This window comes from Streptomyces djakartensis (assembly GCF_014651075.1).
GTDB classification, from domain to species: domain Bacteria; phylum Actinomycetota; class Actinomycetes; order Streptomycetales; family Streptomycetaceae; genus Streptomyces; species Streptomyces djakartensis.
In genome coordinates, this window is record NZ_BMWE01000042.1 from 1 (window position 1) to 24,154 (window position 24,154).

The window sequence follows — 24,154 nt, forward strand, 5'->3', positions numbered from 1 at the left end:
CCCGGCCCGAGCCGCCGCCCGCGCCCGCGCCACCCCCTGAGCCCACGCCGGCCGCCCCGGTAAAGGAGCCGGGACCGACCGCGGCCGTCCGGTCGGACGGACCCACGCCGACGGCCGGGTCCGGGACGTCCGACCAGCCCTCCGCCCACGGCTCCGGGCGCCCTCCCGCCGCCCCGGACCACGGATCCGGCCCGGACCAGGACGGCCGGGACGCCGCCCCGGCCTCCGGCCACCAGGACCCCCGGGGAAGCGGTGGCCTTCCCCAGCGGCGCCGCCGCAGCCGGATCGCGACCCCGCCGGAGGCCGGGGCGCCCGCACCCAGGCCCCGGCCGCGCCGCCCCGAGGAGTCCGCCGCCGCCCTCGGCGCCCTCCAGTCCGGCACGGCGGCCGCCCGTTTCGCCGCCCGGTCGAACACCGGAGCCGTTCCAGCCGTACCTGAGGATGCTCCGGTCGCGACCACGATCGACCAGGCGACCGACCGCACCGACCGAGACCAGAACGACCATGAAGGGGGAACGGCTCGATGACCAGCCGCGCAGCGGGGGACACGGCATGGGTGCTCGAACCGGTCCTGGAGGTGCCGCACGTCGTGGCCGCCGTCCTGCTCACCCGGGACGGGCTCGTGACGGGCTACACCGACGCGCTGTCGCAGCCGTCGGCCGAGCGGGTCGCCGCCATCACCAGCACCGTGCAGGGCGCGTGCCGGACCGCGGCGGCGGCCTTCGCGGACTCCGACCGGGCCGAGATACGGCAGGTCGTCATCGAGTCCGACCACGGCTATGTGCTCATCGTGCCGACGGACCACGGCACCTGCGTGGCCGCGTACGGCGACCCCGAGGTGCGCCTGGACCTGCTCGCCCACCGCGTGCATTCGCAGGTCGCGCGGCTGGGTGAGAAAGCGATGGCCGCCGGACCCCGAGGTGCCGACGGCGACACGCCGGCATGACCCGCCGCCGGGGCGGCCGTCCGCTGGTTCCCGCGTACCTGTCGACCGGCGGAGTGGCACGACCCAGCGTCACGCACCTGGAGCGGCTGTCGGTGCTCACCGGCAGCGGCGAGCCGGTCCCCGCCGATCTGCCCGCCGCCCACGCCGCCCTGCTGGAGGAGCTGGAGTACGGGTCGCTGACGGTCGTGGAGGCCGCGGCCCTGCTGCGGCTGCCCGTCTCCGCCGTGCTGGTGCTGGCCGCCGACCTCGTCGACCGCGGCCTGGCGCTGGCCCGCGCGCCGATCCCGCCCGCCCGGCGCTTCGACCCCGACCTGCTGAAGAGAGTGGCCGATGGCCTCCGCGACCTCAAGCACCGTTGACCCCCGGACCGGCGGGGCGGACGTCCACCTCCCCGACTCCGCCCGCGACCTGGTGAAGATCCTCGTCACGGGCCCCTTCGGTGTGGGCAAGACCACCCTGATCCGCTCCGTCTCCGAGATCCGCCCGCTGCACACGGAGGAGCAGCTCACCGAGGCGTCCGCGCAGGTGGACGATCTCGCCGGGGTGCGGGACAAGTCGACCACCACGGTCGCCATCGACTTCGGCCGCATCAGCCTGCCGGGCGGCATCGTGCTGTACCTCTTCGGCACGCCCGGCCAGGAACGGTTCAGGCCGCTGTGGGACGACGTCGCGTACGGGGCGCTCGGCGCGCTCGTCCTGGTCGACACCCGCCGGATCGACGCCTCGTTCGACGTGCTCGGGCTGGTGGAGGAGTCCGGACTGCCGTACGCGGTCGCCTTCAACACCTTCCCGGACTCACCCCGCCACCACACCGCCGGGCAGTTGCGCGCCGCCCTGGACCTGGAGCCCACGACCCCGATGGTGACCTGTGACGCGCGGGAGACGGACTCCTCGCTCGACGCCCTGCTCGCGCTGGTGCAGCACCTGATCGACCACCACCCCCCGGAGAACCGGTGACCCACCCCTCCCCCGCCGAACAGGCCTTCTCCCTGGCGACGCCCGTACGCCTGTGGGAGGACGGCTTCGCCCGCGACCCCCACGCCTACTACGCCGCCCTGCGCGCCCAGGGCCCGGTCGGCTGGGCGGAACTCGCGCCGGGGGTGCCGGCGTACGTCGTCACCGACCGGCGGGCGGCGCTGGACCTGCTGCACGACACGGAGACGTTCTCGCGCGATCCCCGGCCGTGGCAGGCGACCGTCCCCGACGACTCCCCGGTGCTCGGCATGATGCGCTGGCGGCCCAACACGCTGTTCGCCGACGGCGGCGCCCACCTCCGCTACCGCACCGCGCTGATCGACACCTTCGACCTGGTGGAGCCGCACGACCTGCGGGCCATGGTGCACCGGGCGGTGCACCTGCTGGTGGGCCGGTTCGGGCCACGCGGAGAGGCCGACCTGGTCGGCGAGTTCACCAGGCCGCTGATGGCGCTGGTGTTCAACAGCCTGTTCGGATTGCCGGACAGCGCGAGCGACCGGCTGGACTCCGCGGTCGGCAAGATCATCGAGGGTGGGGCCCAGGCGGCGGAGGGCGAGGCCGAGTACGGGGGGTACGTGCTGGAGCTGATCGCGGCCAAGACCGCGCGGCGCGGCGACGACCTGCCGAGCTGGCTGCTGGACCACCCGGCCGGGCTCACCGCCGAGGAGGTCACCTGGCAGGTGTTCCTCACTCTCGGCGCGGGCCACGAGCCGACGTCCAACCTGGTGGCCAACGCACTGTCGAGGATCCTCGGCAACCCGGCCTACTACTCGACGCTCACCAGTGGCGCCCGCCCGGTGGCGGACGCGGTGCTGGAGGTGCTGCACCACGAGACGCCGCTCGCCAACTACGGCATCCACTACGCCCGTACGCCCGTCACCTTCCACGGCGTGTGGATCAGGGCGGCCGTGCCCGTGGTCATCTCCTACGGGGCGCTGGCGCACGCCGCCGAGCAGGAGCGCGGCGGGGACCGCCGTCCGGGCGACGCCTCCCACCTGTCGTGGTCGGCGGGCCCGCACGCCTGCCCGGTCAAGCAGCACACCGTGCTCATCGCCACCGAGGCCATAGAACGGCTCACCCAGTGGCTGCCCGACCTCGAACCCGAGCTGCCCCGCGAGCGTCTCACCTGGCGGCCCGGCCCCTTCCACCGCTCGCTGACCGCGCTGCCCGTCCGTTTCAGCCCCCGCTCCCCCGACCAGCCAGGAGGACGACCGTGACCGTGACCGACCGCATCGCTCTGGACCCCTTCGGCGCCGACATCGCCGGCGAGAGCGCCCGATTACGCGCCCTCGGCACGATCGTGCCCGTGGAGCTGCCCGGCGGCATCCCCGCCTGGGCGCCGACGCGCTACGAGACGCTGAAGGAACTCATCCTCGACCCTCGGGTCAGCAAGGACCCGCGGCAGCACTGGCGGCTGTGGCCCGAGCTCGGCCAGCACCCGACCTGGGGCTGGATCCTGGGCTGGGTCGGCGTGGTCAACATGCTCTCCGCGTACGGCGAGGACCACACGCGGCTGCGCAAGCTGGTGGCGCCCAGCTTCACGCACCGCCGCACCGAAGCCATGCGGCCCCGCGTGGAGGCCATCACGGCGGAGCTGCTGGACCGACTCGACGCGGCGGGCGGCGAGGTGGTGGACCTGAAAGCGGGGTTCGCCCATCCGCTGCCGATGCGCATGATCTGCGACCTGTTCGGAGTGCCGGACGATCTGCGCGAGGACACCGGCCGGCTGATGGCGGCCCTCCTGGACACCACCGACCCGAGCCCTGAGCACGCGGCGTCCGTCCAGCGGCAGATCGGCACCGTGCTGCCCGCGCTGATCGCCTACAAGACCGCGCACCCCGGTGACGACATGACCAGCGAGCTGATCCGGGTCCGGGACGAGGACGGTGACCGGCTCAGCGACGAGGAGCTGCTGTACACGCTGCTGCTGGTCATCGGCGCGGGTTACGAGACCACGGTCAACCTCATAGGCAACGCGGTGGTCGCCCTGCTCCGCAGCCCCGGGCAGCTGGCCGCCGTCCGGTCCGGTGAGATCGGCTGGGACGCCGTCGTCGACGAGACACTGCGCGTCCACCCCTCCATCGCGTCCCTGCCGCTGCGCTTCGCCGTCACGGACCTCGACGTCGGCGGCGTGACCGTCCCGGCCGGTGACGCGATCATCACGACCTACGCGGCCGCGGGGCTCGATCCCGCGCACTACGGGCCGGACGCCGACGTCTTCGACGCCGCACGCGCCAGCGACGACCATCTGGCGTTCGGGATCGGGGTGCACCGCTGCATCGGCGCGCCGCTGGCCCGCCTGGAGGCGCTGACCGCGCTGCCCGCGCTGTTCGACCGCTTTCCCGATCTGAGCCTGGCCCCCGGTGACGAGGGGCTGCGGCAGGTGGCGTCCTTCATCGCCTCCGGCTGGCAGGAGATCCCGGTGCGGCTGCGGGGCTGACCTGGTCCGCGGCGGCGGGCCCGGAAGGACTTGCGGGAGCGCGACCGGTCCCCCGTTCCGGTCGTGCCCCCGCTGTTCCCCGAACCTACGTCCACGGTTGTGGCTGTGTGAACCGTGTCGATGCCCGCTGCGCGCCCGGCAGGGCTCACCTGTGCACAGCTGAGTCCGGATGACCCGGTTTCGTCCCGCCGGGGCCCGGCCGCCCGGTTGCCTCCGGGGCACGGAGATCAGTCGCCGCGGTGGAGAAGCGGCAGGTCGAGGTCGCCCACGGCCAGGTGGGCTAGCACGACCTCGTAGAGGTCCGCGCCCGCGGCGAGCAGCTGGCGTTCCAGGACGGGCTCGGCGCTGCGGACGTGTTCCCGCACGGTCTGCGCGTGCACGCCCAGGGCCTGCGCGGCCCGTTCGGCGTTGCCGCCGGCGGCGATCCAGGTGCGCAGGGTCCGCCGCGGGTTGCGGGCGTCCTCGTCCAGCCGCCCCAGCAGGTTCCCGGCCCAGGTGCGCACTGGTCCGGACAGCAGGTGAGCGAGCCGGGGCCCGGCGTCGCCGGTGGCGCGGGCGAACGGCGTCTCGGGCAGGCCGAGATGGGTGTTGAGCGCCAGGTGGACGGCGGCCCGGACCCTGAGGTCGGTGAAGTCGGTGCCGAGCAGGGACTCGACGCGTTCCATGCGGGCACGGACGGTGTTGCGGCTGACGCCGAGCACCTTGGCGGTGTTGACGGCGGTGAACTCCAGCCCCAGGCGGGTGGTGGCCAGCAGTTCGGCCCGGGTGTGGTGCGGCAGGGTGTCGAGGGGACGCAGCACGCGGGCGCTCCAGCCGCGCAGTGCCTCGGGGTCCATCAGGCGTTCCGGGTGAGTGCGCTCGGCGTACACGGCCTTCTTGTCGGGCCGGAAGTGGGCGACGGCGAGGGCGCTGACGGCCTGACCGTACGCGGTGGCGGTCCGGGCGAGGCTCTGCCGGACGCTGCCGCCGAGGTAGGTGCCCGGGTGGCGTCCGACCAGTGACCGCAGGGCGGCACCCGCGGCGTCCCGGGGGGTGACGACGATCACATGGCCGTCCATGGCCGGGCAGCGCACGACCAGAGCGTCCTCCCTGGTGCTGTCCAGGCACTCGTCGGCGATGCGGTCGCGGGCGGCAGGGTCGGATTCGACGACGTAGACGCACGCCGTGTCGGCGTCGAGCAGCCCGGGCCAGAGTCCGGCGGCGACGCGGCGGGCGGAGACGATGTCCTCGACCATGAGCAGTTGCAGGATCGCCAGGCGCAGATCGGAGGTGGCGCGCCGGAGCCGGTGTCCGGCGGCGGTCGACTCGCGCGCCGTCAGCAGGAGCCCGAGGACCTGGGCGGTGTGGGTGACGACGTCGGAGGCGCGCCGGTCGAAGGGGGCGTCGCGGGAGACGGCCAGGACCCATGCGTGGAGGGGGTGTTCCACCCTGACCAGGCGCAGGTGACGGTCCTGGCTCTCCCAGGCGGCGGAGGCGATCCGGCCGGTGGCGATGTCCGCGACGAGGTTCGTCTCCAGCGGGAGCGGGGTGCCGGCGACGAGGTTGCCGGCGGTGTCCTGCAGGGCCGCGGACCCGTGCACGGCACCGGAGAGCCAGGCCACGACCCTGCGTATGTCGCGACCGGCGGGTCGCAGGTGCTCGAGCAGTTCCTCCGCCCACGCCGGGCCCGCACCGCCCGGCGTCCGCTGCTGCCGGTTCCCGTCCTGTCGGCCAGCCACGTCGGCCTACCCCTCGTTCCTCGCACCGCCTTTCTGGCGCACCGGTCGGGGACGTTACCTCACACCGCGGGCCCCCATCCCGAACGGCCCCCACCAGCCGGGCAGGTGCCAGGAGCCGCCGCGAGATGCCGCCCGTCCGCGACGCCCGGTACGCCGGAGCGCACCCCCCCGGGCCCGGGCCAAAGGACGCGACTTGGCGGGCGCCCCCTCGACGCGGCCGAGCCGTCGCACCGGTCAGCACTCCCCGCCTCCGGCTCGGCCCGCACCGATCCGGCCCCGGACCGTCCCGGCCCAGGCCGTCCCAGCCCGCACAGCCGACGGCGACCCGCCTGCCCCGCACCCCCACCTGCGCGGCATAAGCTCGGTGGATGGCGAAGTACTACGACGTGCACCCCGACAACCCCCAGCCGCGCACCATCGGCCAGATCGCCGACAGCATTCGCGCGGACGCTCTCGTCGCCTACCCGACGGACTCGTGCTACGCGCTGGGCTGCCGCCTCGGCAGCCGCGACGGCATCGAGCGGATCCGGACGATCCGCAAGCTGGACGACCGGCACCACTTCACCCTGGTGTGCCAGGACTTCGCGCAGCTCGGCCAGTTCGTGCGGATCGACAACGACGTGTTCCGTGCGATCAAGGCGTCGACGCCCGGCAGCTACACGTTCATCCTGCCCGCGACGAGGGAGGTGCCGCGCATGCTCCAGCACCCCAAGAAGAAGACGGTCGGCGTGCGCATCCCCGACCACGTCGTCACCCAGGCCCTGCTCGCCGAGCTCGGTGAGCCGCTGCTCTCCAGCACCCTGCTGCTGCCGGGCGAGGACGAGCCGATGACCCAGGGCTGGGAGATCAAGGACGAGCTCGACCACGTCCTGGACGCGGTGGTCGACTCCGGTGAATGCGGCACCGAACCGACGACCGTCATCGACTTCTCGGGCGGTGAGGCAGAGATCGTGCGGCGCGGCGCCGGCGACATCTCACGGTTCGAGTAAGGGGTGGGCGAGGGCCGTTCACGGTCGGGCCGGGTGCCGGGGCGGGCGGAACGCCCCGGCAAAGCGCGTGTCACGTTGCCCTGATCCACCCGGCCGCCCGGGCAGGCTCCCGGACGGCGCCCCCGCAGAAAGGCAGCCCAGCCATGACCGCCGTACAGGGAACCGCTGTCGACGTCCCCACCGAGGACGGCACCGCCGACGCCTATCTGACCCGTCCCGCCGACGGGGCCGCCCACCCGGCGGTCCTGCTCTACATGGACGCCTTCGGCCTGCGTCCGCAGCTGCGTTCCCTGGCCGACCGGCTCGCCGGTGAGGGCTACACGGTGCTGGTGCCCAACGTCTTCTACCGGCACGGCCGTGCCCCCCTGTTCGATCTGCCCGAGTTCATCGACCCGGGGGCGCGTCCGGAGATATTCGAGCGGATCGGACCGGTCATGCAGTCCCTGACGAACGAGTTGGCGATGCGGGACGCGGGGGCGTATCTGCGCTGGCTGGCCGGGTCGCCCGCCGTGGCCGCCGGGCCGGTCGCGCTGACCGGCTACTGCATGGGCGCCCGGCTGTCGCTGCTCACCGCCGGAACCTACCCGGAGCGGGTCGCCGCCGCGGCCGGTTTCCACGGCGGGCGGCTGGCGACGGACACACCGGACAGCCCGCACCTGGTGGCCGGCAACGTCACCGCCGAGCTGTACTTCGGCCACGCCGATCAGGACCACTCGCTGCCCCCGGAGCAGATCGAGCGTCTGGAAGAGGCGCTGACCGCGGCGGGCGTTCGCCACCGTTGCGAGGTGTACACCGGGGCGCCCCACGGTTTCACGCAGGCCGACACGGCGTCGTACCACAAGGAGGGCGACGAGCGGCACTGGGCGGCCCTGCTCGACCTGCTGAAGCGCACGTTCTGACCGGAGGAGATCCGGACCTGGGACGCTGAATCGCCGCTGTCCTGCTGCCGCCGATGCCGCTGGGGCCGGTCGTCCTCCTGCTGCTCGCCGGGGTGCCGGTGATGTGCGACCCGTTGCTCGCGCAGACCGGGAGGGGCGGGCCGCAGCGGACTTCCGCCGGGCGATCCGGCCCCTCCCGGGTCGCCCGGGCCACCGACCCCACTGTCTCCCCCGGTACTTCCTGGCGCGGGACGGACTCGCCCGCCCGCGGCCGGTGAGGAACCCGCCGACGGGCAGTCACTCGATCATTGTTACGGTGCACCGGTGTCCCACTCCTCACGCGATACCGCCGAAGGCGCCGGCTGGGGTACCGAGGAGCGCGGTGCGTACCGGCAGTTGATGCCGCGGCAGGTGGAGAAGATCTCCTGGCTGAACCCCAGGACGCTGTGGGCCGCCCGCAACGGCATGCTGGCCTCCTGGTTCGGTGACCCCACCGGCCGCACCCGCGGCCGCTGGGTGGCCCAGCGGGCGGCCACCGGCGCACCGGCCGACAAGGTGATCCGCCGTGACGACCCGGACCGGTTCTCCTTCCTGGTCATCGGCGACACCGGCGAGGGCGACGACCCGCAGTACGCCGTGGTGCCCGGCTTGCTGAAAACGGGTCAGGACACCAGCTTCGCCGTGTTGGCCAGTGACGTGATCTACCCCGTGGGCAGCGCGGACGACTACGGCACCAAGTTCTTCCGCCCCTACCAGGACTACCGCGCACCGATCTACGCGATCCCCGGCAACCACGACTGGTACGAGGACCTCGGCGGCTTCATGCGCGTCTTCTGCGGCGACGCCCCGCCCCTGCCGCCCGAGCCCCGGCCGCGGCCCCTGACCCGGGCCTGGCTTCGGTCCCTGCTGTGGCACCGGCCGCGTCCTGACGACGGCCGGCACCTGGCCGAGGCACGCGCCTTGCGATCCGATCCCGCCCAGCAGGCGGTCCAGCCGGGGCCGTACTGGGCGGTCGACGCCGGACCGGTGCGGATCATAGGCATCGACACCGGGCTGCTCGGCACCGTCGACGCCGAGCAGGGCGGCTGGCTGCGCGAGGTCTCCCAGGGGCCCCGCCCGAAGATCCTGATCACCGGCTCGCCCCTGTACGTGGACGGCAGGCACGAGCCGTGCGCCGTCGAAGGGGGCGGCACCGTCGACGACATCGTCCGCGACCCGGCGCACCACTACGTCGCGGCGATCGGCGGCGACATCCACAACTACCAGCGCTACCCCGTCCGGCTGGACGACGGACGCACCCTCCAGTATGTGGTCGCGGGCGGCGGCGGGGCGTTCATGCACGCCACCCACACCATCCCGCGGGTCTCGGTCGCGAACGTCGCCGAGAAGGACTTCCGCTGCTATCCGCTGCGCGGCGACTCCCTCGCCTTCTACAGCCGGCTCTACGGCCGCCGCCTGCGGATGCCCCGGTTCTTCACCCTCACCGAGGCGGAGGCGACGGCCGTGATCGCCGAGCGCCTGGGCATCCCGCCCACCCGCGTCCCGGGCCCGGACACCCGGGTGACCCGGCGCGTCCGGCTGGTCGCCGGGCTGCTCGGCACCGGCCGCCGCCCCGACCGGGCCAAGCGGTTCCGGCTGCCGGTGCGGAAGATCTACACGTCGCTGTTCTCGCCGAGTTCGGCCACCTGCAGTCCACCGTTCTTCAAGTGCTTCCTGCGCCTGGACGTCTCCCCCGAGTCGGTGCGGCTGCGCTGCTACGCGGCCACCGGCAACCGGGCCCAGGAACTCGACCCGCCGGTCGAGGACGAGGTGACGATTCCGCTGGGGTGAGGCGACCACCGGTCCGCCTCACCCAGGTTCACCAGCGCCCGGGAGCCGTCCCGGTGATCGGCTCCGACGCCCTGCCGTCCACTCCGGTCGGCACGTCCCCCGCGAGCATCACCCGGTGCATGATCCGCGGGTGGTCGAGATGAGCGGTGTCGCCCGGCGCCAGGTGGATCGTGGCGCGGTTGTCCCAGAAGGCCACACTCCCCGGCTCCCACCGGAACCTGACCGTGTACTCCGGCCGGACCGCCTGCTCCAGCAGCATCTCGAGGATCGCGCTGCTCTCGGGCCTGGAGAGTCCGGCGATCTGCTCGACGTAGTAGCCGTTGACGTACAGGATCCGCTCCCCGGTCTCCGGGTGGACGCGCACCAGCGGGTGCAGCGTGGCGACCTGCCGGTCCAGCAGATGGCGGACGTACGCGTCGTCACCGGGCCGGGACTGGTAGCCGACGCCGAGCCGGTGTTCGGCGCGCAGCCCGTCGGCGAACTCCCGCAGTGGGCGGGAGAGCCCGGCGTACGCGGCCGCCAGGTTGGACCAGGTGGTGTCACCGCCGTAGGGCGGGACGGTCTCGGCGCGCAGGATCGTGGCGGCGGGCGGGTCGACACGGGCGCCGTGATCGCAGTGCCAGCCGCGCAGCAGGGTGTGGCGGCGGCGCCGCAGCCACTCGTCGTGCTCCATGCCGAACCGTCCGCCGAGCTCCAGCCGGTCGGCGGTCGTCTCGATCTCGGGGAAACCGGCCGGCGAGGCCTTGCCGCGGCGCGGCAGCACCACGGGGTCGCCGAACCGGCGCGCGAACGCCACGTGCCCGGCGTGGTCCAGCCGCTGCCCCCGGAAGAACACCACCTTCCACCTGAGTACCACCGCCCTGATCGCGGCGACCACGGCGTCGTCGAGTTCCGCGGCCAGGTCGACACCGCTGATCTCGGCACCGATGTGCCCGGCGGCCGGCCTCACCTCCATCCCGGCGTCCCGCACCGCCTCGTCCGTCATCGCACTGTCCGTCGTCATGCGCCCTCCGCTGGTCGTGAGCGTGGCCTTCCCGCCAGATCGTGGCAGCGATCCCGCTCCGGGGCGACCACGGGTGGCTCTGTCAGAGCAGGGAGGTCACGGGCTGTCCGCACCAGATCGTCCTGCCCCGGGTGGTCTGCCGGCTGCCCCGGCGCCCGACCGCGCGGACGCCGCCTCGGGCGGCACGTCCTCGGCGAGCAGGTCTCTGCGGCCCGCTGCCAACCGCCGAGCAGCGGGCGCGGCGGCGTCAGCTCCGGTGGGCGCGCAGTGCGGCGAGCGCGCGGTCGGCGTGCGCGTTCATGCGCAGTTCGCTGCGCACCACCTCGAGGACGGTGTGGTCCTGCGCGATGACGAACGTGGTGCGCTTGGTCGGGGCCAGGGAGAAGCCGCGCTTGACGCCGAACCGCTCACGGACCGTGCCGTCGGTGTCGGACAGCAGGGGCATGCCGAGGGCGTGCTGCCCGGCGAACTCCCGCTGGCGCTCGACGGTGTCCCCGCTGATGCCGACGGGGTGGGCGCCGACGGCGGCGAATTCGGCCGTGAGGTCGCGGAAATGGCAGGCCTGTGCGGTACAACCGGGGGTCAGGGCGGCCGGGTAGAAGAAGAGCACGACCGGTCCGTCCGCCAGCAGACCGGACAGGCTGCGGACGGTGCCGGTCTCGTCGGGCAGGGAGAAGTCCTCGGCCTTGTCCCCGGGCTCCGGGCGCGCGCTCACGACCGGCCCTGCGCGTTCCGTGCGACGCCGCGGGCCCAGAGCACCAGGGGGACCTGGAGCGGCAGGCGTCCGAAGGCAGCGGCCTTCTGCGGTGTGGGGCGGTGGCGCCAGTCGGCCGCCATCTTCACGTTGGCGGGGAACACCCCGACGAAGAAGGCCGCCGTGGCCAGCGCGGCCGCCTTGCGGGTACCCGGCAGGGCCAGGCCGGCGGCCAGTGCGAGCTCGGCGGCACCGCTCGCATAGGTCCAGCTCCTGGGCGTGCCCGGCAGGCTGCGCGGGACGATCGCGTCGAACCGGCTTGGGGCGGCGAAGTGGGCGGCGCCCACGGTGGCCAGCAGGCCGGCGAGCAGCAGGGGTGAGCGTTCGGACCGGGGCACGGTTCCTCCTCTGGTGGCCTGTCGCGCGATATTACTGGACGGTAAGGGAACGGGTGCTCCTGGGTGTTCGACGGGTCAGGGCGACGGTGCGCGACCGTCGTGACCGGCGGGCCGCCGGCCGGCGTCCACAGCGCGTGGCAGAGCCGTGACCGGGTACGCCGCCACTGCCGCGGGACGTTCCTCTCGCTGTGCGCACGCCGGTGGGGAGGCGGCCGGTACGGCGGCGGCGTTGGTGCTCCACGCCGGTGGTGCGGTGGGCACGCCGGCCGGTGGACGACCGGCCGAGCGGTACGGGCGGCCGCCCGGCCTGGCCGTCCGGCGCTCGGGGCGCCGGCCGACGCGACGTCGCTCAGGACCGCCCCGCTGCCGCTGATCGCCCGGCCGGCGGTGGGCCCGTTACAGCTGTGCCGGCCGCGGCGGCCGGCCCGGCGAGGTGACCGGGAGCAGTCCGGGGACCGCAACGCCGAGACGGAGCCGCACAGCCGGCGGCGGCACCGCCGAAGCGGCCCGCGCCGTGCTCGTGTCGTCGGCCGGGCCGGGCCCGGTTCGGCGCCGTTCAGGGGAAAGACGCGGAGAACGGGCGTGACCGCGCACCGGTACGTCCACAACTCACCCGTGGACCTGCCCCTGATCCCGCCCATGCTCGCCACGTCCGGCTCCCTGCCGCCTCCCTCGCAGGACGCCCGCTGGGCCTATGAGACAAAGCAGGACGGTCAGCGGGTGGTGGCCTACCTCCCCGGGGACGGCAGCGTGCTGCTGCGGGCCCGGTCCGGGGAGGACATCACGGGCGCGTACCCCGAACTGCGGCCGCTGGGCACCGCGCTCGGCGCTGCGCCCGCCGTCCTGGACGGGGAGATCCTGGCCCTGGACGCACAGGGCAGAGCGAGCTTCCAGTTGCTCCAGTCCCGTATGGGCCTGGCCCACGCGCCCGCCAGGGCGGCGCGGCGGGCGGCGGAGGTCCCGGTCCATCTTGTGCTGTTCGACGTGATGCATCTGCGGGGCCGTTCGCTGATCCGGCTCCCCTACGCGCGGCGCCGCTCGGTCCTGGAGGATCTCGGCCTGACCGGCCCCTCCTGGTCCACTCCCGCCGCGATCACCGGCCACGGCGCCGAGGCCCTCGCCGCCACCCGCGAGCACGGAGCGGAGGGCCTGGTCTGCAAGCGGCTGGACTCGGTGTACGAGCCGGGGGTGCGTTCCCGGGCCTGGATCAAGATCCGCAACATGCGCACCGAGGACGTCCTGGTCGGCGGCTGGCAGCCCGGCAAGGGGCGCCTGACCGGCCTGCCCGGGGCGGTGCTGGTCGGGCAGCGTGCCGCGGGGCGGCTGCGCTACGTCGGGAGCGTGGGCACCGGCTGGAGCGAGGCCGAACGGGCGGAACTCGCAGAACTGCTGCGGGCCGCCGCGACCGACGTCTGCCCCTTCGACCCCGCACCGCGCGCTCCGGGCGCGCACTGGGTCGTCCCCCGGCTCGTCGGCGAGGTGCGCTACAGCACCCGCACCCGGGACGGGCGGCTGCGGCAGCCGTCCTGGCTGCGGCTCCGGCCGGACCTCGCGCCCGGGGAAGCGGCGGCCGACATCCCGGACGACATGGTCTGAAACGGCGCGGGGACCGAGTCCGGCGGGCAGCCGTTCACTCCCGGCACCGCGCCCCTCTTGGCATGGACGCGTCCAGCGTAGAAGCTGAACCTCCCTTTCCCCCACAGCCGTTGGGCTGCGCCCAAGAGGAGGACGCAGTGTCGTCACGCCCGTTCACACCCCGCAGGAGATGGCTCACCGGAGCCGCCGGGGCCGCCGCCCTGGTCCTGGCCCTCCCCGCCACCGCCTTCGCCGCCCCGCCACGCGCGCTTCCCGCGGACGCGGAGTCGCTGGAGCGGACGTTCCAGCCGGCCTACGACTACGACACCGACGGCTGTTACTCCACGCCAGCGATCGGCCCGGACGGCACCGTCAACGGCGGGCTCAAGCCGGCCGGCGCCCTGAACGGCGGCTGCCGCGACGCCTCTGACCTCGACAACACCAACGGCTACTCCCGCTACAAGTGCAACAACGGATGGTGCGCGATCCTGTACGCGCTCTACTTCGAGAAGGACCAGGCCGTGGCCGGCAGCGGCATCGGCGGCCACCGGCACGACTTCGAGCACGTCGCCGTGTTCGTGCAGGACAACCAGGTCAAGTACGTGTCGACGTCCGCCCACGGCTCGTTCGACGTGCACGCGGCGTCCGAGGTCCGCTTCGAGGGCACGCATCCGAAGATCGTCTACCACAAGGACGGCGTCAGCACGCACTGCTTCCGCCTCGCGAACCCGGGCGACGAGCCGCCGGAGAACCACAAGGGCACCTGGCAGTACCCGCCTCTGGTCGGCTGGAACGGCTATCCGGCCGGGGTGCGCGACAAGCTCGCCTCGTACGACTTCGGGAGCGCCAACTTCGGCCTGAAGGACGCCAACTTCGCCAATCACCTCGCCAAGGCCGAACCGTCCGGCATCCCGTTCGACCCGTACGCCTGACCCGGCCCCGCCCGGCCGGGGACCTAGGTCCCCGGCCGGGTCCGGCTTCCTCCCGCCGTCCGATCCGCGGGCGCCGGGCGGGCCCGTAGCGTGCCCGGCATGGACACGCACGACACGACAGGGACCCTGGAAGAGGCACTCGAACGGCTGCACTCCTGCGGGCCGGAGCGGCTCGGCAGGCTCACCAACCACGCCCCGATGGTCGTGGAGGCGCTCGCCGCGCACGGGCGGGCGGACGCGGTGCACCGCTGGCTTGATCTGTACCGGCACAAGCTGGAGGACTTTCCCCGGCCGGTCACTCCCGTGACCGACGCGGACTGGCGGGAGGCCCTCGGCGATCCGCGCCGGGCCGCCGACTGGATCGGCCACTTCACCCGCGCGCTCGCGGCGCGGCCGTGGCGTGACGTCCTGGCCGAGTGGTGGCCGCGTCTGCTGCCCGGAATGTACGGCGGCTCCACCCACCCCGTGATCCGCGTCGGTCACGCCGTACGGGCCCTGGAAGCCGGCGAGAACCCGCCACGGCTCACCGAACTCGCGCACGGGCTCGGATACTGGGCGGCCCGGCACCGTCCCGTGTCCGGCATCACGGCACTGCCCGCGGCACCGACCGCGGCGCGGTCCCTCGACGCCGTGCCGCCGCTCACCGACCCCGCGGGCGGCTTCCCCGACCGGCTGGCGGCCGTACGGCGACTGCCGCTGTGGCCGGACGACGTGACCGACCCGGACACGGCCCGGGCACGCCTGGCCGAACTGGTCCGGGCCGCGACCCACCGCTACGCCACCCACGGCCACGGCGAGCCGACCATGCTGGTGCACGCGGCGACGGCGCCCAACGCCGTGCTGCGCGCCCTCGGTTCCCTCCCGCGCGCGCTGTGGGCGCCGAGCCTGCGCGCGGCCTGGACCGCGTCCGCCGCCGTGACCGCCATGTACGCCCCCGCCGAACCGGTCGCCCGCGCACCCGCACCCGGACGTACGCCCGAGGAGGTGCTGGAACAGGCCCTCGCCCACGGCGACGAACACGTCGTCAAGCTCACCGACACCGCCCTCGACGTCGGCGACGGGCAGGCTCTCGCCGCGGCTCTTCGAGCGGTCGAACTGAGCGAGCCGCTCGTCCCGAAGTGACGTGTGCCGGCCGGGGATCGGGCAGGTGCGGCACGAACCCACTCGCCGGAGGGTCTATCGTGTCCGCATGTCCGCCCCCGAACTGATCCGCATCGTCTCCCGCGACTCCCCCATGGCCCTCGCCCAGGTGGAGCGCGTCCGGGCCGAGCTGGCCGCCGCCCACCCCGGAGTGCGCACCGAGGTCGTGCCCGTGAAGACCACCGGGGACAAGTGGCTGGGAGATCTGTCCCAGGTGGAGGGCAAGGGCGCCTTCACCAAGGAGGTCGACGCGGCGCTGCTGGCCGGGGAGGCCGATCTCGCCGTGCACTGCGTGAAGGACGTGCCCGCCGACCGGCCGCTGCCCGCGGGCACGGTGTTCGCCGCGTTCCTCAAGCGGGACGACGTCCGCGACGCCCTGATCCACCCGGGCGGGCTCACCCTGGACGAGCTGCCGGCCGGGACGCGGGTCGGCACCTCATCGGTACGCCGGGTCGCCCAACTCGCCGCCACCCACCCGCACCTTCAGTGCGTGCCGTTCCGCGGCAACGCCAACCGGCGCCTGGCGAAACTGGAAGCCGGAGAGGCCGACGCCCTGCTGCTCGCGGTCGCCGGCCTGGAGCGCATCGGCCGGCAGGACGTGATCACCGAGATCCTCTCCACCGAGACGATGATGCCGCCCATCGGCGCGGGCGTCCTGGCGCTGCAGTGCCGCGAGGACGACGCCGACCTGATCGACGCGGTGAGCGGACTCGGCGACCCGGACACCCACCGGGAGACCACCGCCGAGCGCATGTTCCTGCATGTGCTCCAGGGGCACTGCAACAGCCCGATCGCCGGGTTCGCCCGGGTGGACCGCGGTGGCGAACTGTCGCTGCGCGCCTGTGTGTTCACCCCGGACGGCAAGACCCGGCTGAACGCCCACGAGTGGGCGGGCCGGCTCGATCCGGCCACGCTCGGCACCTCGGTCGCCGTCGCCCTGCTGCGGCAGGGCGCCCGCGAGATCATCGACGGCATCCCGCACTGACCGGCAGGACGCTCTGACAGGGAATCAGGCGGTGCCTTCGCCCGCCTGGTTCTGCAGGAAGACGCTCACCTGGTGCGCCAGGCTGTCCCGCACCGCACCCTGCTGGGCCCCGGTGGAGCCCTCGTGCGCCCCGATGCCGCCCGACCACAGCCGGCGCTCGGCCCACTCCTCCTCGACGCGCAGCTGGACCTGCACGTCCACCAGACCCAGGGACGCCTCCGCGCCGGCCGCGTAGAGCACGGCGGTGGCCCGGCGCAGCGGATAGACGTCGAACCCCTCGATGAACTGCGAGTTGCGCCAGTCGAGGAAGGCGCTCTCCCCGTCCGGGCCGATCCGCACGTCGATCTGGCCGTCCTCGAGGTGGACGCCGAGGTGGCGGCTGCCGCGGTTCTCGACCGTCACGCGGAGGCAGAAGTAGGTCAGCCCCTCGGCGGCGTCGTCACGGCCCCGTGGCGGCTCGGCCAGTTCCAGACGGTGGACGCGGACGCGCAGACCGGCATGCTCGTCGTACTCCTGCCAGTCCCCGACCACGTTCGGCTCGTACACGGTGCCCCTCTCGACCTCTGGAAGCTGCTTCCTATCTGTGGCCTCAGCGCACTGTCAAATGAGCAGAATGCGCTGTGGCCAGGCAGTTCATCCCTTTTGATCGGTGATCAAGCCGTGCCCAGCGGTTATCCGGACACAGTCGCAGAAAGCGGTTACCAAGGCGTGCCGCACATCACTTTCACGGGTGAAGATCAACACCCTTGCCGGTGAGGCGGCAGGCCCGGATCCACGGATGGGCGTATTGTCGGAGTTGTCTCGTATTCTTCCCGCCCGGGAAGGGGCGATGAAGTGCTTCGGACAGGAGGCACATCCGTGGGACCGCCCGGGCCCCCGGCACCTCCGTGAGGTCCGAGCCCGTGCTTCCCGCGGTGTCTGTCCATTCGGCACCGGCTCAGGGAGGTGCGCACCATGCGTATCGCCGGCAGCACCAGAACGCACCCCCACGACGACGCCCCCGACACCGCCGAGGCGTTCGAACGCCTCGCGCGGCTGCCCGACGGGCCCGAGCGCAAGGCCCTGCGCGACGAGCTGGTCGAGGCCTGGCTGCCCATGGCCGAGCGGATCGCCGTCCGCTTCCGGGGCCGTGGCGAAGCCCTGGAGGATTTGTACCAGGTGGCGGCCCTCGGCCTGGTCAAGGCCGTCGACCACTACGACCCGGCGCGCGGCAACGCCTTCGAGGCCTACGCCGTGCCGACGGTCACGGGCGAGATCAAGCGCCACTTCCGCGACCACATGTGGACGCTGCACGTCCCCCGCAGGGTCCAGGACCTGCGCAACCGGGTGCGGCACGCCGTCAAGGAGCTGTCCCAGACCGCCCCCGGCCGCTCCCCCACGGTCGCCGACATCGCCGAGTACGCGCAGCTCACCGCGGGCGAGGTGCGTACCGGCATGGAGGCCCTGGAGTGTTTCTCCGCGCTGTCGCTGGAGGCCGAGATGCCCGGCACGGACGGCTACGCCCTCGGGGACGCGATCGGCGGGCCGGACCCGGCCTTCGACACCGTCGTCGACCGCGTGGCCGTCAGGCCCTGCCTCGAGGCACTGCCGGAGCGCGAGCGCGTCATTCTGTACCTGCGGTTCTTCAAGGGCATGACGCAGAGCCGCATAGCGGAGCAGCTCGGCATCTCCCAGATGCACGTCTCCCGGCTGCTCAGCAGCTGCTTCGCCCATCTGCGCGAGGAACTGCTCGCCGAGGCCCGGTGAGTGCGAGCCCGGCATCGGCGCCGTCGGGCGGATCACCGCTCCGGCGGCGCTCCGGGCACCTGAGCCGGTCCCACGCGGTCGAGGGCGTCTTCCAGAGCGGCCCGGATGTCCCTGGGCAGCTCGCCCGTGCGTCCCCAGACGAGAATCATCTCCGCGATGTTGCGGAGCTTGGTGTTGGTGTGCTGGGAGACCTCCTTCAGCACCGCCCACCCCTGGTCGGGTGAGACCCGGCCGAGCGCGACGATCATCCCGATCGCCTGGTCGACGACGGCGTGCGAGACGACCGCCTCCTTGAGCTGCTGGACCTCTTCCTGCAACTCGAGAATCCGCTCCGAGCCCCCGTCCGTGGGCATGGTCACCTCCGGGTCCGGTGCGCCGCTGCCTCCGAGGCCTCACTTGGTGCTTGAGTGCCTTGACGCAGTGTCCGACGCCTCCATCGTCGTCACTCGGCCCGCCCCCTGCCACCGGGGCGGTCCAGGCCGGTTCACCTCACCGTTTCGGCATCGTCGCCGGGGTACTCGGCAGGCGCCCACGGGGGTTCCGGTTGGACACTGGTGTCATTCCTCCGGTGGCTGCCAGGCCGACAAGATCAGGACGCGACTGCCATGAACCACAACATGCCCACCCCCTCCGGCACCAAAAACGTCGTCTCATCGCACTCCGTGTTCGGCGCGCCCTGCTGGGTGAGCCTGACGAGCAGGGACGTCAAGGCGACGGAGGAGTTCTACGGGGCCGTGCTGGGCTGGCAGTGGCGGCCGGCCAAGCTCGGCGACCGGTTCCGGATCGCGCTGGCGGACGGTTCACCCGTGGCCAGCATCGCGGGAGTGGCGGCCATGTGGCAGATGGCGGTCGCCTGGACGCCGTACTTCGCCGTGCGCAGCGCGGACGAGGCGGTGGCCCGGGTGCAGGAACGCATGGGCACGGTCGCGGTCGGGCCGATCTCCCTGCCGCCGGGGCGGGCGGCCCTGCTGGCCGACCGCGACGGGGCGAGCTTCGGCATCTGGGAGGGTGACCTGTTCACCGACTGGGAGACCTGGCGCAACGCGCAGCCGGCCTTCATCACGCTGCACACGCGCGACGCGTTCGACGCCGCGATCTTCTACGGGGAGATCCTCGACTGGGCCTCTGGGCGTCCCGGCTGCTGCGAGGTCCACTACGAGGGCGGGGAGGTCGTCCTGCGCAGCCGCGGCGACGTGGTGGCCCGGATCGAGTCGGGGGCTCTGGAGGCCGCCCCCGACCCGACGATCCGGCCGCACTGGCAGGTCCACTTCACCGTCGAGGACGTCGAGGCCTGCGCGCGCGCCGCGGAACTGCACGGCGGCAGCGTGCTGTCCAAGGGCGGTGACGAGGCCGTGCTGCGCGACCACGACGGCGCACAGTTCACCGTGACGGCGCGCAGAGGCCGCTGACCTCCGAGGGAAGTCCCAGGGCCTGCCGTCCGGATCACGGCGCGCGGAATCGGCGTGACAAGCGACAGGCACCGGGCCCTCGTCATCGCTCCCTGGACGTGCGTGACGGCCGGGACAGCAGGACCAGGCTGCGCGCGCCGACGGTCAGGCCCGTGTTCGCCTTGTACTCCGACTCGTCGGGAGTGCCCTGCGGGGCGGCCGTGTCGATCAGGACCGTCCAGCGTTCGCCGAAGGAGGCGTCCGGCAGGCGGAAAGCGACCGGCTCCCAGTGGCTGTTGAACAGCAGCAGGAAGGAGTCGTCGACCACGGGGCGGCCGCGGGAGTCGGGTTCGGCGATGGCGTCGCCGTTGAGGAAGACACCGACCGAGTGGGCGTCGCCGCGCTGCCAGTCGTCGTCGGTCATCTCCCGGGCGTCCGGCGCCAGCCACACCAGGTCGGGCAGCGGCTGGTCGGCGCGGGTCGGGGTCTCGCCCAGGAAGAAGCGGCGCCGGCGCAGCACGGGGTGCGCGGTGCGCAGCCGGACGACGTACCGGGTGAACTCCAGCAGGGCGCGCTGTTCGCCGGTGAGCCGCCAGTCGACCCAGGAGATCTCGTTGTCCTGGCAGTAGGCGTTGTTGTTGCCGCGCTGGGTGCGTCCGAGCTCGTCGCCGTGCGAGAGCATCGGGATGCCCTGGGAGAGCAGCAGCGTCGCGAGCAGGTTGCGTTGCTGGCGGCCCCGCAGCTCCAGGACGTCCCCGTCGCGGGTCGGGCCCTCGGCGCCGCAGTTCCAGGAGCGGTTGGTGCTCTCACCGTCCTGGTTGTCCTCGCCGTTGGCCTCGTTGTGCTTGTCGTTGTAGGAGACGAGGTCGCGCAGGGTGAACCCGTCGTGCGCGGTGACGAAGTTGACGCTGGCGCGGGGCCGGCGCCTGCTGTGCGCGTACAGGTCGGAGGAGCCGGTCAGGCGGGAGGCGAACTCGCCGAGCGTGTGGTCCTCGCCGCGCCAGAAGTCCCGTACGGCGTCCCGGTACATGCCGTTCCACTCCGACCACAGCGGCGGGAAGTTGCCCACCTGGTAGCCGCCCTCGCCCACGTCCCACGGCTCGGCGATCAGCTTGACGCGGCTGATCACCGGATCCTGCTGGATGAGGTCGAAGAACGCCGACAGCCGGTCCACCTCGTGGAACTGCCGGGCCAGCGTCGCCGCGAGGTCGAAACGGAACCCGTCGACGTGCATCTCGGTGACCCAGTACCGCAGCGAGTCCATGATCAGCTGGAGGACGTAGGGGTGGCGCATCAGCAGGCTGTTGCCGGTGCCGGTGGTGTCGTAGTAGTGCCGCCAGTCGCCGTCGACCAGGCGGTAGTAGGACGAGTTGTCGATGCCCCGGAACGACAGCGTGGGGCCCTTCTCGTTGCCCTCGGCGGTGTGGTTGTAGACGACGTCGAGGATCACCTCGAGGCCGGCCGCGTGCAGGCTCTTCACCATCGACTTGAACTCGGCGACCTGCTGGCCACGTGTGCCGTGGGCGGCGTAGCCGTTGTGCGGCGCGAAGAAGCCGATGGTGTTGTAACCCCAGTAGTTGGCCAGGCCGCGGTCGCGCAGCACGCCGTCGTGGACGAACTGGTGGACCGGCATCAGCTCCACCGCGGTGACGCCCAGCGACGTCAGGTGCTCGACGACCGCGGGGTGCGCCAGTCCGGCGTAGGTACCGCGGAGCTCCTCGGGCACTTCGGGGTGGGTGCGGGTCAGGCCCTTGACGTGTGCCTCGTAGATCACGGTGTCTGCGTACGGCCGGCCGGGCGGGGTGTCGTCGCCCCAGTCGAAGGACGGGTCGGTGACCACGCCGAGCATGGTGTGCCCGGCGCTGTCGGCCGGGTCGGGTCCGTCCGGGTTCCGCTCGTAGAGCGAGGGGTGGTTGTCGATCTGCCCGTCCACCGCGCGGGCGTACGGATCGAGGAGCAGCTTCGCCGGGTTGCAGCGGTTGCCGGCGGCCGGGGCCCACGGACCGTGCACGCGGTAGCCGTAGCGCTGGCCGGGGCCGACGCCGGGGAGGTAGCCGTGCCACACGAAGCCGTCGACCTCGGTCAGCGGAACCCGGGTGTGCCTGCCGTCGTCGCCGACGAGGACCAGCTCGACGCGTTCGGCCACCTCGCTGAAGAGGGCGAAGTTGGTGCCCTCCCCGTCGTAGGACGCACCCAGTGGATAGGGGCGCCCGCTCCAGGCGGGCACCCCTTTGCGGGTCTGCCGGCGGGTCACCTGGCCTCCTCCAGGACCTCGTCCGGGGTACTGGCCGGGCCGGCCAGCCGGGCGACCCGTACCTCACGGGGCACGTCCAGGCCCTCGCTCAGGTACGGCGACGGTGCGGTCGGCACCAGCGGGACGCGTTCGCCGGCGCGGGCGCGCTGCGAGAACCAGATGACCTTGCTGCCGGTCTCGGTGGCGCAGCAGCCCCAGCCGTCGCTCATCGCCGCGAGGTGCTCCAGGCAGCCACGCAGTTCCTGGTCCGGGCGCAGAGCGCGGTCGTTGTCCCCGATGGCGGTGATCAGGTGCTGGCCGTTCCACCACATCTCGATCGAGGTGTTCTTGTCGGTGGCGTGCTCGTCGATGGCCGTGAGCAGCATCTCGGTACCGCCGCAGACGGGCTGGACCAGGTTGTCCAGGTCCCAGAACCTGAGGTGAGCGGCCAGAATGCGGCTGACCTGTCCCACCCGTTCCGGGCTGACTTCCACGTCGAGGTGGTAGTAGCAGGGCACTGCGGTCTTCATCGGTCGGCTCCTCACCGCGAAGCTCAGCTCCTCTCGTCCCGCACTCCTGCGGGACGAGCCCCGAACACGGAACGTGAGTGCGCATCGCTTCTGAGTCACCCTCAGCGTGAGGGTGCTAGCCCGTTCGTGCAACACGAGCGCACTGCTGAGGCGCTCTGGCACCCCTGAGCAGGGGCAGATGCCCCGAACGGCTCATCCGGGCCGCGGCTTGACGATGATCCAACAGGACGCTGCGTCGTCGCGCGTGCACCATGTGTGAAAGAACTCGATCGCCGTCACGGGTCCGTGTCGCTGCGCGCACGGCCGCCGTCCGACCGTCGGGAGACCGTCCCCTCGAGCCCGAAAGGTGATCGGCGCCATGCTGCTACCCGCCAAAGCCGAAGTCGCCCGGCAGTTGCGGCGTTACCGGGCCTGGGAACGCGTGATGCTCGCGGCACCGAACGACCGCACGGTCCGGGCCACCTTCGAGGACTCCGGTTACACGCTCTGCGTGCTGATGGGCAAGCGCTGCGCGCGCGAGGCGGCGGACGCGGCCGAGCGGTATCTGCGCACGACCCAGGTGACCTACCTGCAGGAACAGAACGACCGGCCCCGCCGCCCGGCCGCAGCGGTCGGGCGAAGACCGCCGGTGGCGCAGCGGCGCTCCCCGGCGGGAGCGTAGAGCGCCCTTCCCGCGGAGGTTGTCCCCTGGCCGGGCCCGCGAGCCCGGCTCCCGAGCACGGTGGAGGTGAGGATCATGAGAAGGACCCGGGCCATCGGCCGTATCCCGGTACGGGACGTCCGCCCGGCCGTGGAGAGCGGCAACCGGCCGGCCAAGGCGGTGGTGGGAGAGGCGTTCGAGGTCACCGCCACCGTGTTCCGGGAGGGGCATGACGCGGTCGCCGCGCATGTCGTCCTGAAGGATCCGGAGGGCCGCCCGGGGCCGTGGACGCCGATGCGTGAGCTGGCCCCGGGGACGGACCGGTGGGGCGCCGAGGTCGCCGCGGACGCGGTGGGCCGCTGGACCTACCGGGTGGAGGCGTGGAGCGATCCGGTGGCCACCTGGCGCCGCACGGCGGGCATAAAGGTGCCGGCGGGCATCGACCCGGGTCTGGTCCTCGAAGAGGGCGCCGAAATCCACGAGCGGGCAGCGGCCGGTGTGCCGAAGGAGGCCGGCCGCGGCGTACTGCTCGGCGTGGCCCGGGCCCTGCGCGACGACTCGATGCCCCCTCAGGAACGGCTGGCGGCGGCGTTGACGCCGGAGGTCGACGAGGTGCTGGCGCGGCATCCGCTGCGGGATCTGGTCACCAGCAGTGAACCGCTGCCGCTGCTGGTGGAGCGGGAGCGGGCCCTGTACGGCTCCTGGTACGAGTTCTTCCCGCGCTCGGAGGGCACGTCGGAGCAGCCGCACGGTACGTTCCGCACCGCCGCCCGCCGGCTGCCGGCGATCGCCGCGATGGGCTTCGACGTGGTCTACCTGCCCCCCATCCATCCCATCGGCGCGACCTTCCGCAAGGGCAGGAACAACACCCTCTCCCCCGGCCCCGACGACGTCGGGGTGCCCTGGGCCATCGGCTCGCCCGAGGGCGGCCACGACGCCGTCCACCCCGACCTGGGCACCCTTCAGGACTTCACCTGGTTCGTCGAACAGGCCCGCGGCCACGGCCTGGAGATCGCGCTCGACTTCGCCCTGCAGTGCTCCCCCGACCACCCCTGGGTGCACAAGCACCCCGAGTGGTTCCACCACCGCCCCGACGGCACCATCGCCTACGCGG

Annotated in this window: 24 protein-coding genes and 1 pseudogene; 17 read left to right on the forward strand and 8 right to left on the reverse strand. The window is 72.9% G+C overall.

What is annotated here, in order from left to right:
* The 6 genes and pseudogenes from IE212_RS34180 to IE212_RS34205 all read left to right on the forward strand — a co-directional run.
* Positions 1-527: pseudogene (locus IE212_RS34180) on the forward strand (ATP-binding protein); the annotation flags it as partial.
* The gene (locus IE212_RS34185) at positions 524-946 is read left to right on the forward strand and encodes a roadblock/LC7 domain-containing protein (protein ID WP_030897082.1); all 423 of its coding nucleotides are present in this window, start codon (positions 524-526) and stop codon (positions 944-946) included. The pseudogene IE212_RS34180 and the gene IE212_RS34185, both read left to right, overlap by 4 nt.
* Positions 943-1,305, forward strand: a complete 363-nt coding sequence (locus tag IE212_RS34190; RefSeq protein WP_190201885.1) for a DUF742 domain-containing protein — start codon at positions 943-945, stop codon at positions 1,303-1,305. Before IE212_RS34185 ends, IE212_RS34190 begins: the two co-directional genes overlap by 4 nt.
* On the forward strand, positions 1,277-1,903 hold the full coding sequence (locus tag IE212_RS34195; protein WP_190201886.1) for a GTP-binding protein: 627 nt from the start codon (positions 1,277-1,279) through the stop codon (positions 1,901-1,903). The genes IE212_RS34190 and IE212_RS34195 overlap by 29 nt, the downstream gene beginning before the upstream one ends.
* A complete protein-coding gene (locus IE212_RS34200) occupies positions 1,900-3,138 on the forward strand; it encodes a cytochrome P450 family protein (protein WP_190201887.1) in 1,239 nt (412 codons plus the stop codon). Before IE212_RS34195 ends, IE212_RS34200 begins: the two co-directional genes overlap by 4 nt.
* Entirely contained in the window at positions 3,135-4,361 is a 1,227-nt protein-coding gene (locus IE212_RS34205; protein WP_190201888.1) for a cytochrome P450 family protein, read from the forward strand. Before IE212_RS34200 ends, IE212_RS34205 begins: the two co-directional genes overlap by 4 nt.
* A gap of 227 nt (positions 4,362-4,588) precedes the next feature.
* On the opposite strand, the gene IE212_RS34210 is transcribed toward IE212_RS34205, so the two are convergent.
* Positions 4,589-6,079 (reverse strand): helix-turn-helix domain-containing protein, encoded by a 1,491-nt coding sequence (locus IE212_RS34210; RefSeq protein ID WP_190201889.1) that lies wholly within the window; start codon positions 6,077-6,079, stop codon positions 4,589-4,591.
* A 368-nt stretch (positions 6,080-6,447) separates the two neighbouring features.
* On the opposite strand from IE212_RS34210, the gene IE212_RS34215 reads away from it, so the two are divergent.
* From IE212_RS34215 to IE212_RS34225, 3 genes are all read left to right on the forward strand, one after another.
* A complete protein-coding gene (locus tag IE212_RS34215) occupies positions 6,448-7,068 on the forward strand; it encodes an L-threonylcarbamoyladenylate synthase (RefSeq protein ID WP_190201890.1) in 621 nt (206 codons plus the stop codon).
* A 143-nt stretch (positions 7,069-7,211) separates the two neighbouring features.
* Complete coding sequence (locus tag IE212_RS34220; RefSeq protein ID WP_190201891.1) at positions 7,212-7,967, forward strand: dienelactone hydrolase family protein; 756 nt, start codon at positions 7,212-7,214, stop codon at positions 7,965-7,967.
* Between the two features lie 303 nt (positions 7,968-8,270).
* On the forward strand, positions 8,271-9,776 hold the full coding sequence (locus IE212_RS34225) for a metallophosphoesterase family protein (RefSeq protein ID WP_190201892.1): 1,506 nt from the start codon (positions 8,271-8,273) through the stop codon (positions 9,774-9,776).
* A gap of 28 nt (positions 9,777-9,804) precedes the next feature.
* Here the strand turns inward: IE212_RS34225 and IE212_RS34230 are convergent, their stop codons facing one another.
* The 3 genes from IE212_RS34230 to IE212_RS34240 all read right to left on the reverse strand — a co-directional run bounded on the left by IE212_RS34230 (position 9,805) and on the right by IE212_RS34240 (position 11,871).
* Positions 9,805-10,779, reverse strand: a complete 975-nt coding sequence (locus tag IE212_RS34230) for a TauD/TfdA dioxygenase family protein (protein WP_190201893.1) — start codon at positions 10,777-10,779, stop codon at positions 9,805-9,807.
* Between the two features lie 247 nt (positions 10,780-11,026).
* The gene (locus IE212_RS34235) at positions 11,027-11,494 is read right to left on the reverse strand and encodes a peroxiredoxin (RefSeq protein ID WP_190201894.1); all 468 of its coding nucleotides are present in this window, start codon (positions 11,492-11,494) and stop codon (positions 11,027-11,029) included.
* Entirely contained in the window at positions 11,491-11,871 is a 381-nt protein-coding gene (locus IE212_RS34240; RefSeq protein ID WP_190201895.1) for a DoxX family protein, read from the reverse strand. The genes IE212_RS34235 and IE212_RS34240 overlap by 4 nt, the downstream gene beginning before the upstream one ends.
* Before the next feature lie 615 nt (positions 11,872-12,486).
* Here IE212_RS34240 and ligD point away from each other — a divergent pair.
* From ligD to hemC, 4 genes are all read left to right on the forward strand, one after another.
* Complete coding sequence (gene ligD, locus IE212_RS34245; protein WP_190201907.1) at positions 12,487-13,467, forward strand: non-homologous end-joining DNA ligase; 981 nt, start codon at positions 12,487-12,489, stop codon at positions 13,465-13,467.
* Positions 13,468-13,604: 137 nt separating this feature from the next.
* Entirely contained in the window at positions 13,605-14,378 is a 774-nt protein-coding gene (locus IE212_RS34250) for an NPP1 family protein (RefSeq protein ID WP_190201896.1), read from the forward strand.
* Between the two features lie 99 nt (positions 14,379-14,477).
* Positions 14,478-15,500 (forward strand): questin oxidase family protein, encoded by a 1,023-nt coding sequence (locus IE212_RS34255; RefSeq protein ID WP_190201897.1) that lies wholly within the window; start codon positions 14,478-14,480, stop codon positions 15,498-15,500.
* 67 nt (positions 15,501-15,567) lie between these two features.
* Positions 15,568-16,503 carry a hydroxymethylbilane synthase gene (gene hemC, locus IE212_RS34260; protein ID WP_190201898.1) on the forward strand — a complete coding sequence of 312 codons (936 nt, stop codon included), beginning with the start codon at positions 15,568-15,570 and terminating at the stop codon, positions 16,501-16,503.
* A 24-nt stretch (positions 16,504-16,527) separates the two neighbouring features.
* Here hemC and IE212_RS34265 read toward each other — a convergent pair whose 3' ends face one another.
* On the reverse strand, positions 16,528-17,049 hold the full coding sequence (locus tag IE212_RS34265) for a hypothetical protein (RefSeq protein ID WP_190201899.1): 522 nt from the start codon (positions 17,047-17,049) through the stop codon (positions 16,528-16,530).
* Positions 17,050-17,457: 408 nt separating this feature from the next.
* On the opposite strand from IE212_RS34265, the gene IE212_RS34270 reads away from it, so the two are divergent.
* A complete protein-coding gene (locus IE212_RS34270) occupies positions 17,458-18,249 on the forward strand; it encodes an RNA polymerase sigma factor SigF (protein ID WP_190201900.1) in 792 nt (263 codons plus the stop codon).
* A gap of 32 nt (positions 18,250-18,281) precedes the next feature.
* Here IE212_RS34270 and IE212_RS34275 read toward each other — a convergent pair whose 3' ends face one another.
* Positions 18,282-18,602: an ANTAR domain-containing protein gene (locus IE212_RS34275; protein ID WP_190201901.1), complete on the reverse strand. Its 321-nt coding sequence runs from the start codon at positions 18,600-18,602 to the stop codon at positions 18,282-18,284.
* A 252-nt stretch (positions 18,603-18,854) separates the two neighbouring features.
* Between IE212_RS34275 and IE212_RS34280 the strand changes: the two genes are divergently transcribed.
* Positions 18,855-19,658, forward strand: a complete 804-nt coding sequence (locus tag IE212_RS34280; protein WP_190201902.1) for a VOC family protein — start codon at positions 18,855-18,857, stop codon at positions 19,656-19,658.
* Between the two features lie 82 nt (positions 19,659-19,740).
* On the opposite strand, the gene glgX is transcribed toward IE212_RS34280, so the two are convergent.
* Together glgX and IE212_RS34290 are read right to left on the reverse strand one after the other, a co-directional pair.
* Complete coding sequence (gene glgX, locus IE212_RS34285; protein WP_190201903.1) at positions 19,741-21,891, reverse strand: glycogen debranching protein GlgX; 2,151 nt, start codon at positions 21,889-21,891, stop codon at positions 19,741-19,743.
* Positions 21,888-22,400 (reverse strand): pep a2, encoded by a 513-nt coding sequence (locus IE212_RS34290; RefSeq protein WP_190201904.1) that lies wholly within the window; start codon positions 22,398-22,400, stop codon positions 21,888-21,890. The genes glgX and IE212_RS34290 overlap by 4 nt, the downstream gene beginning before the upstream one ends.
* A gap of 358 nt (positions 22,401-22,758) precedes the next feature.
* On the opposite strand from IE212_RS34290, the gene IE212_RS34295 reads away from it, so the two are divergent.
* Positions 22,759-23,061: a DUF5133 domain-containing protein gene (locus IE212_RS34295; RefSeq protein ID WP_190201905.1), complete on the forward strand. Its 303-nt coding sequence runs from the start codon at positions 22,759-22,761 to the stop codon at positions 23,059-23,061.
* A gap of 75 nt (positions 23,062-23,136) precedes the next feature.
* Positions 23,137-24,154 (forward strand): maltotransferase domain-containing protein (locus tag IE212_RS34300; protein ID WP_190201906.1); only part of this gene is annotated, 1,018 nt, incomplete at its 3' end.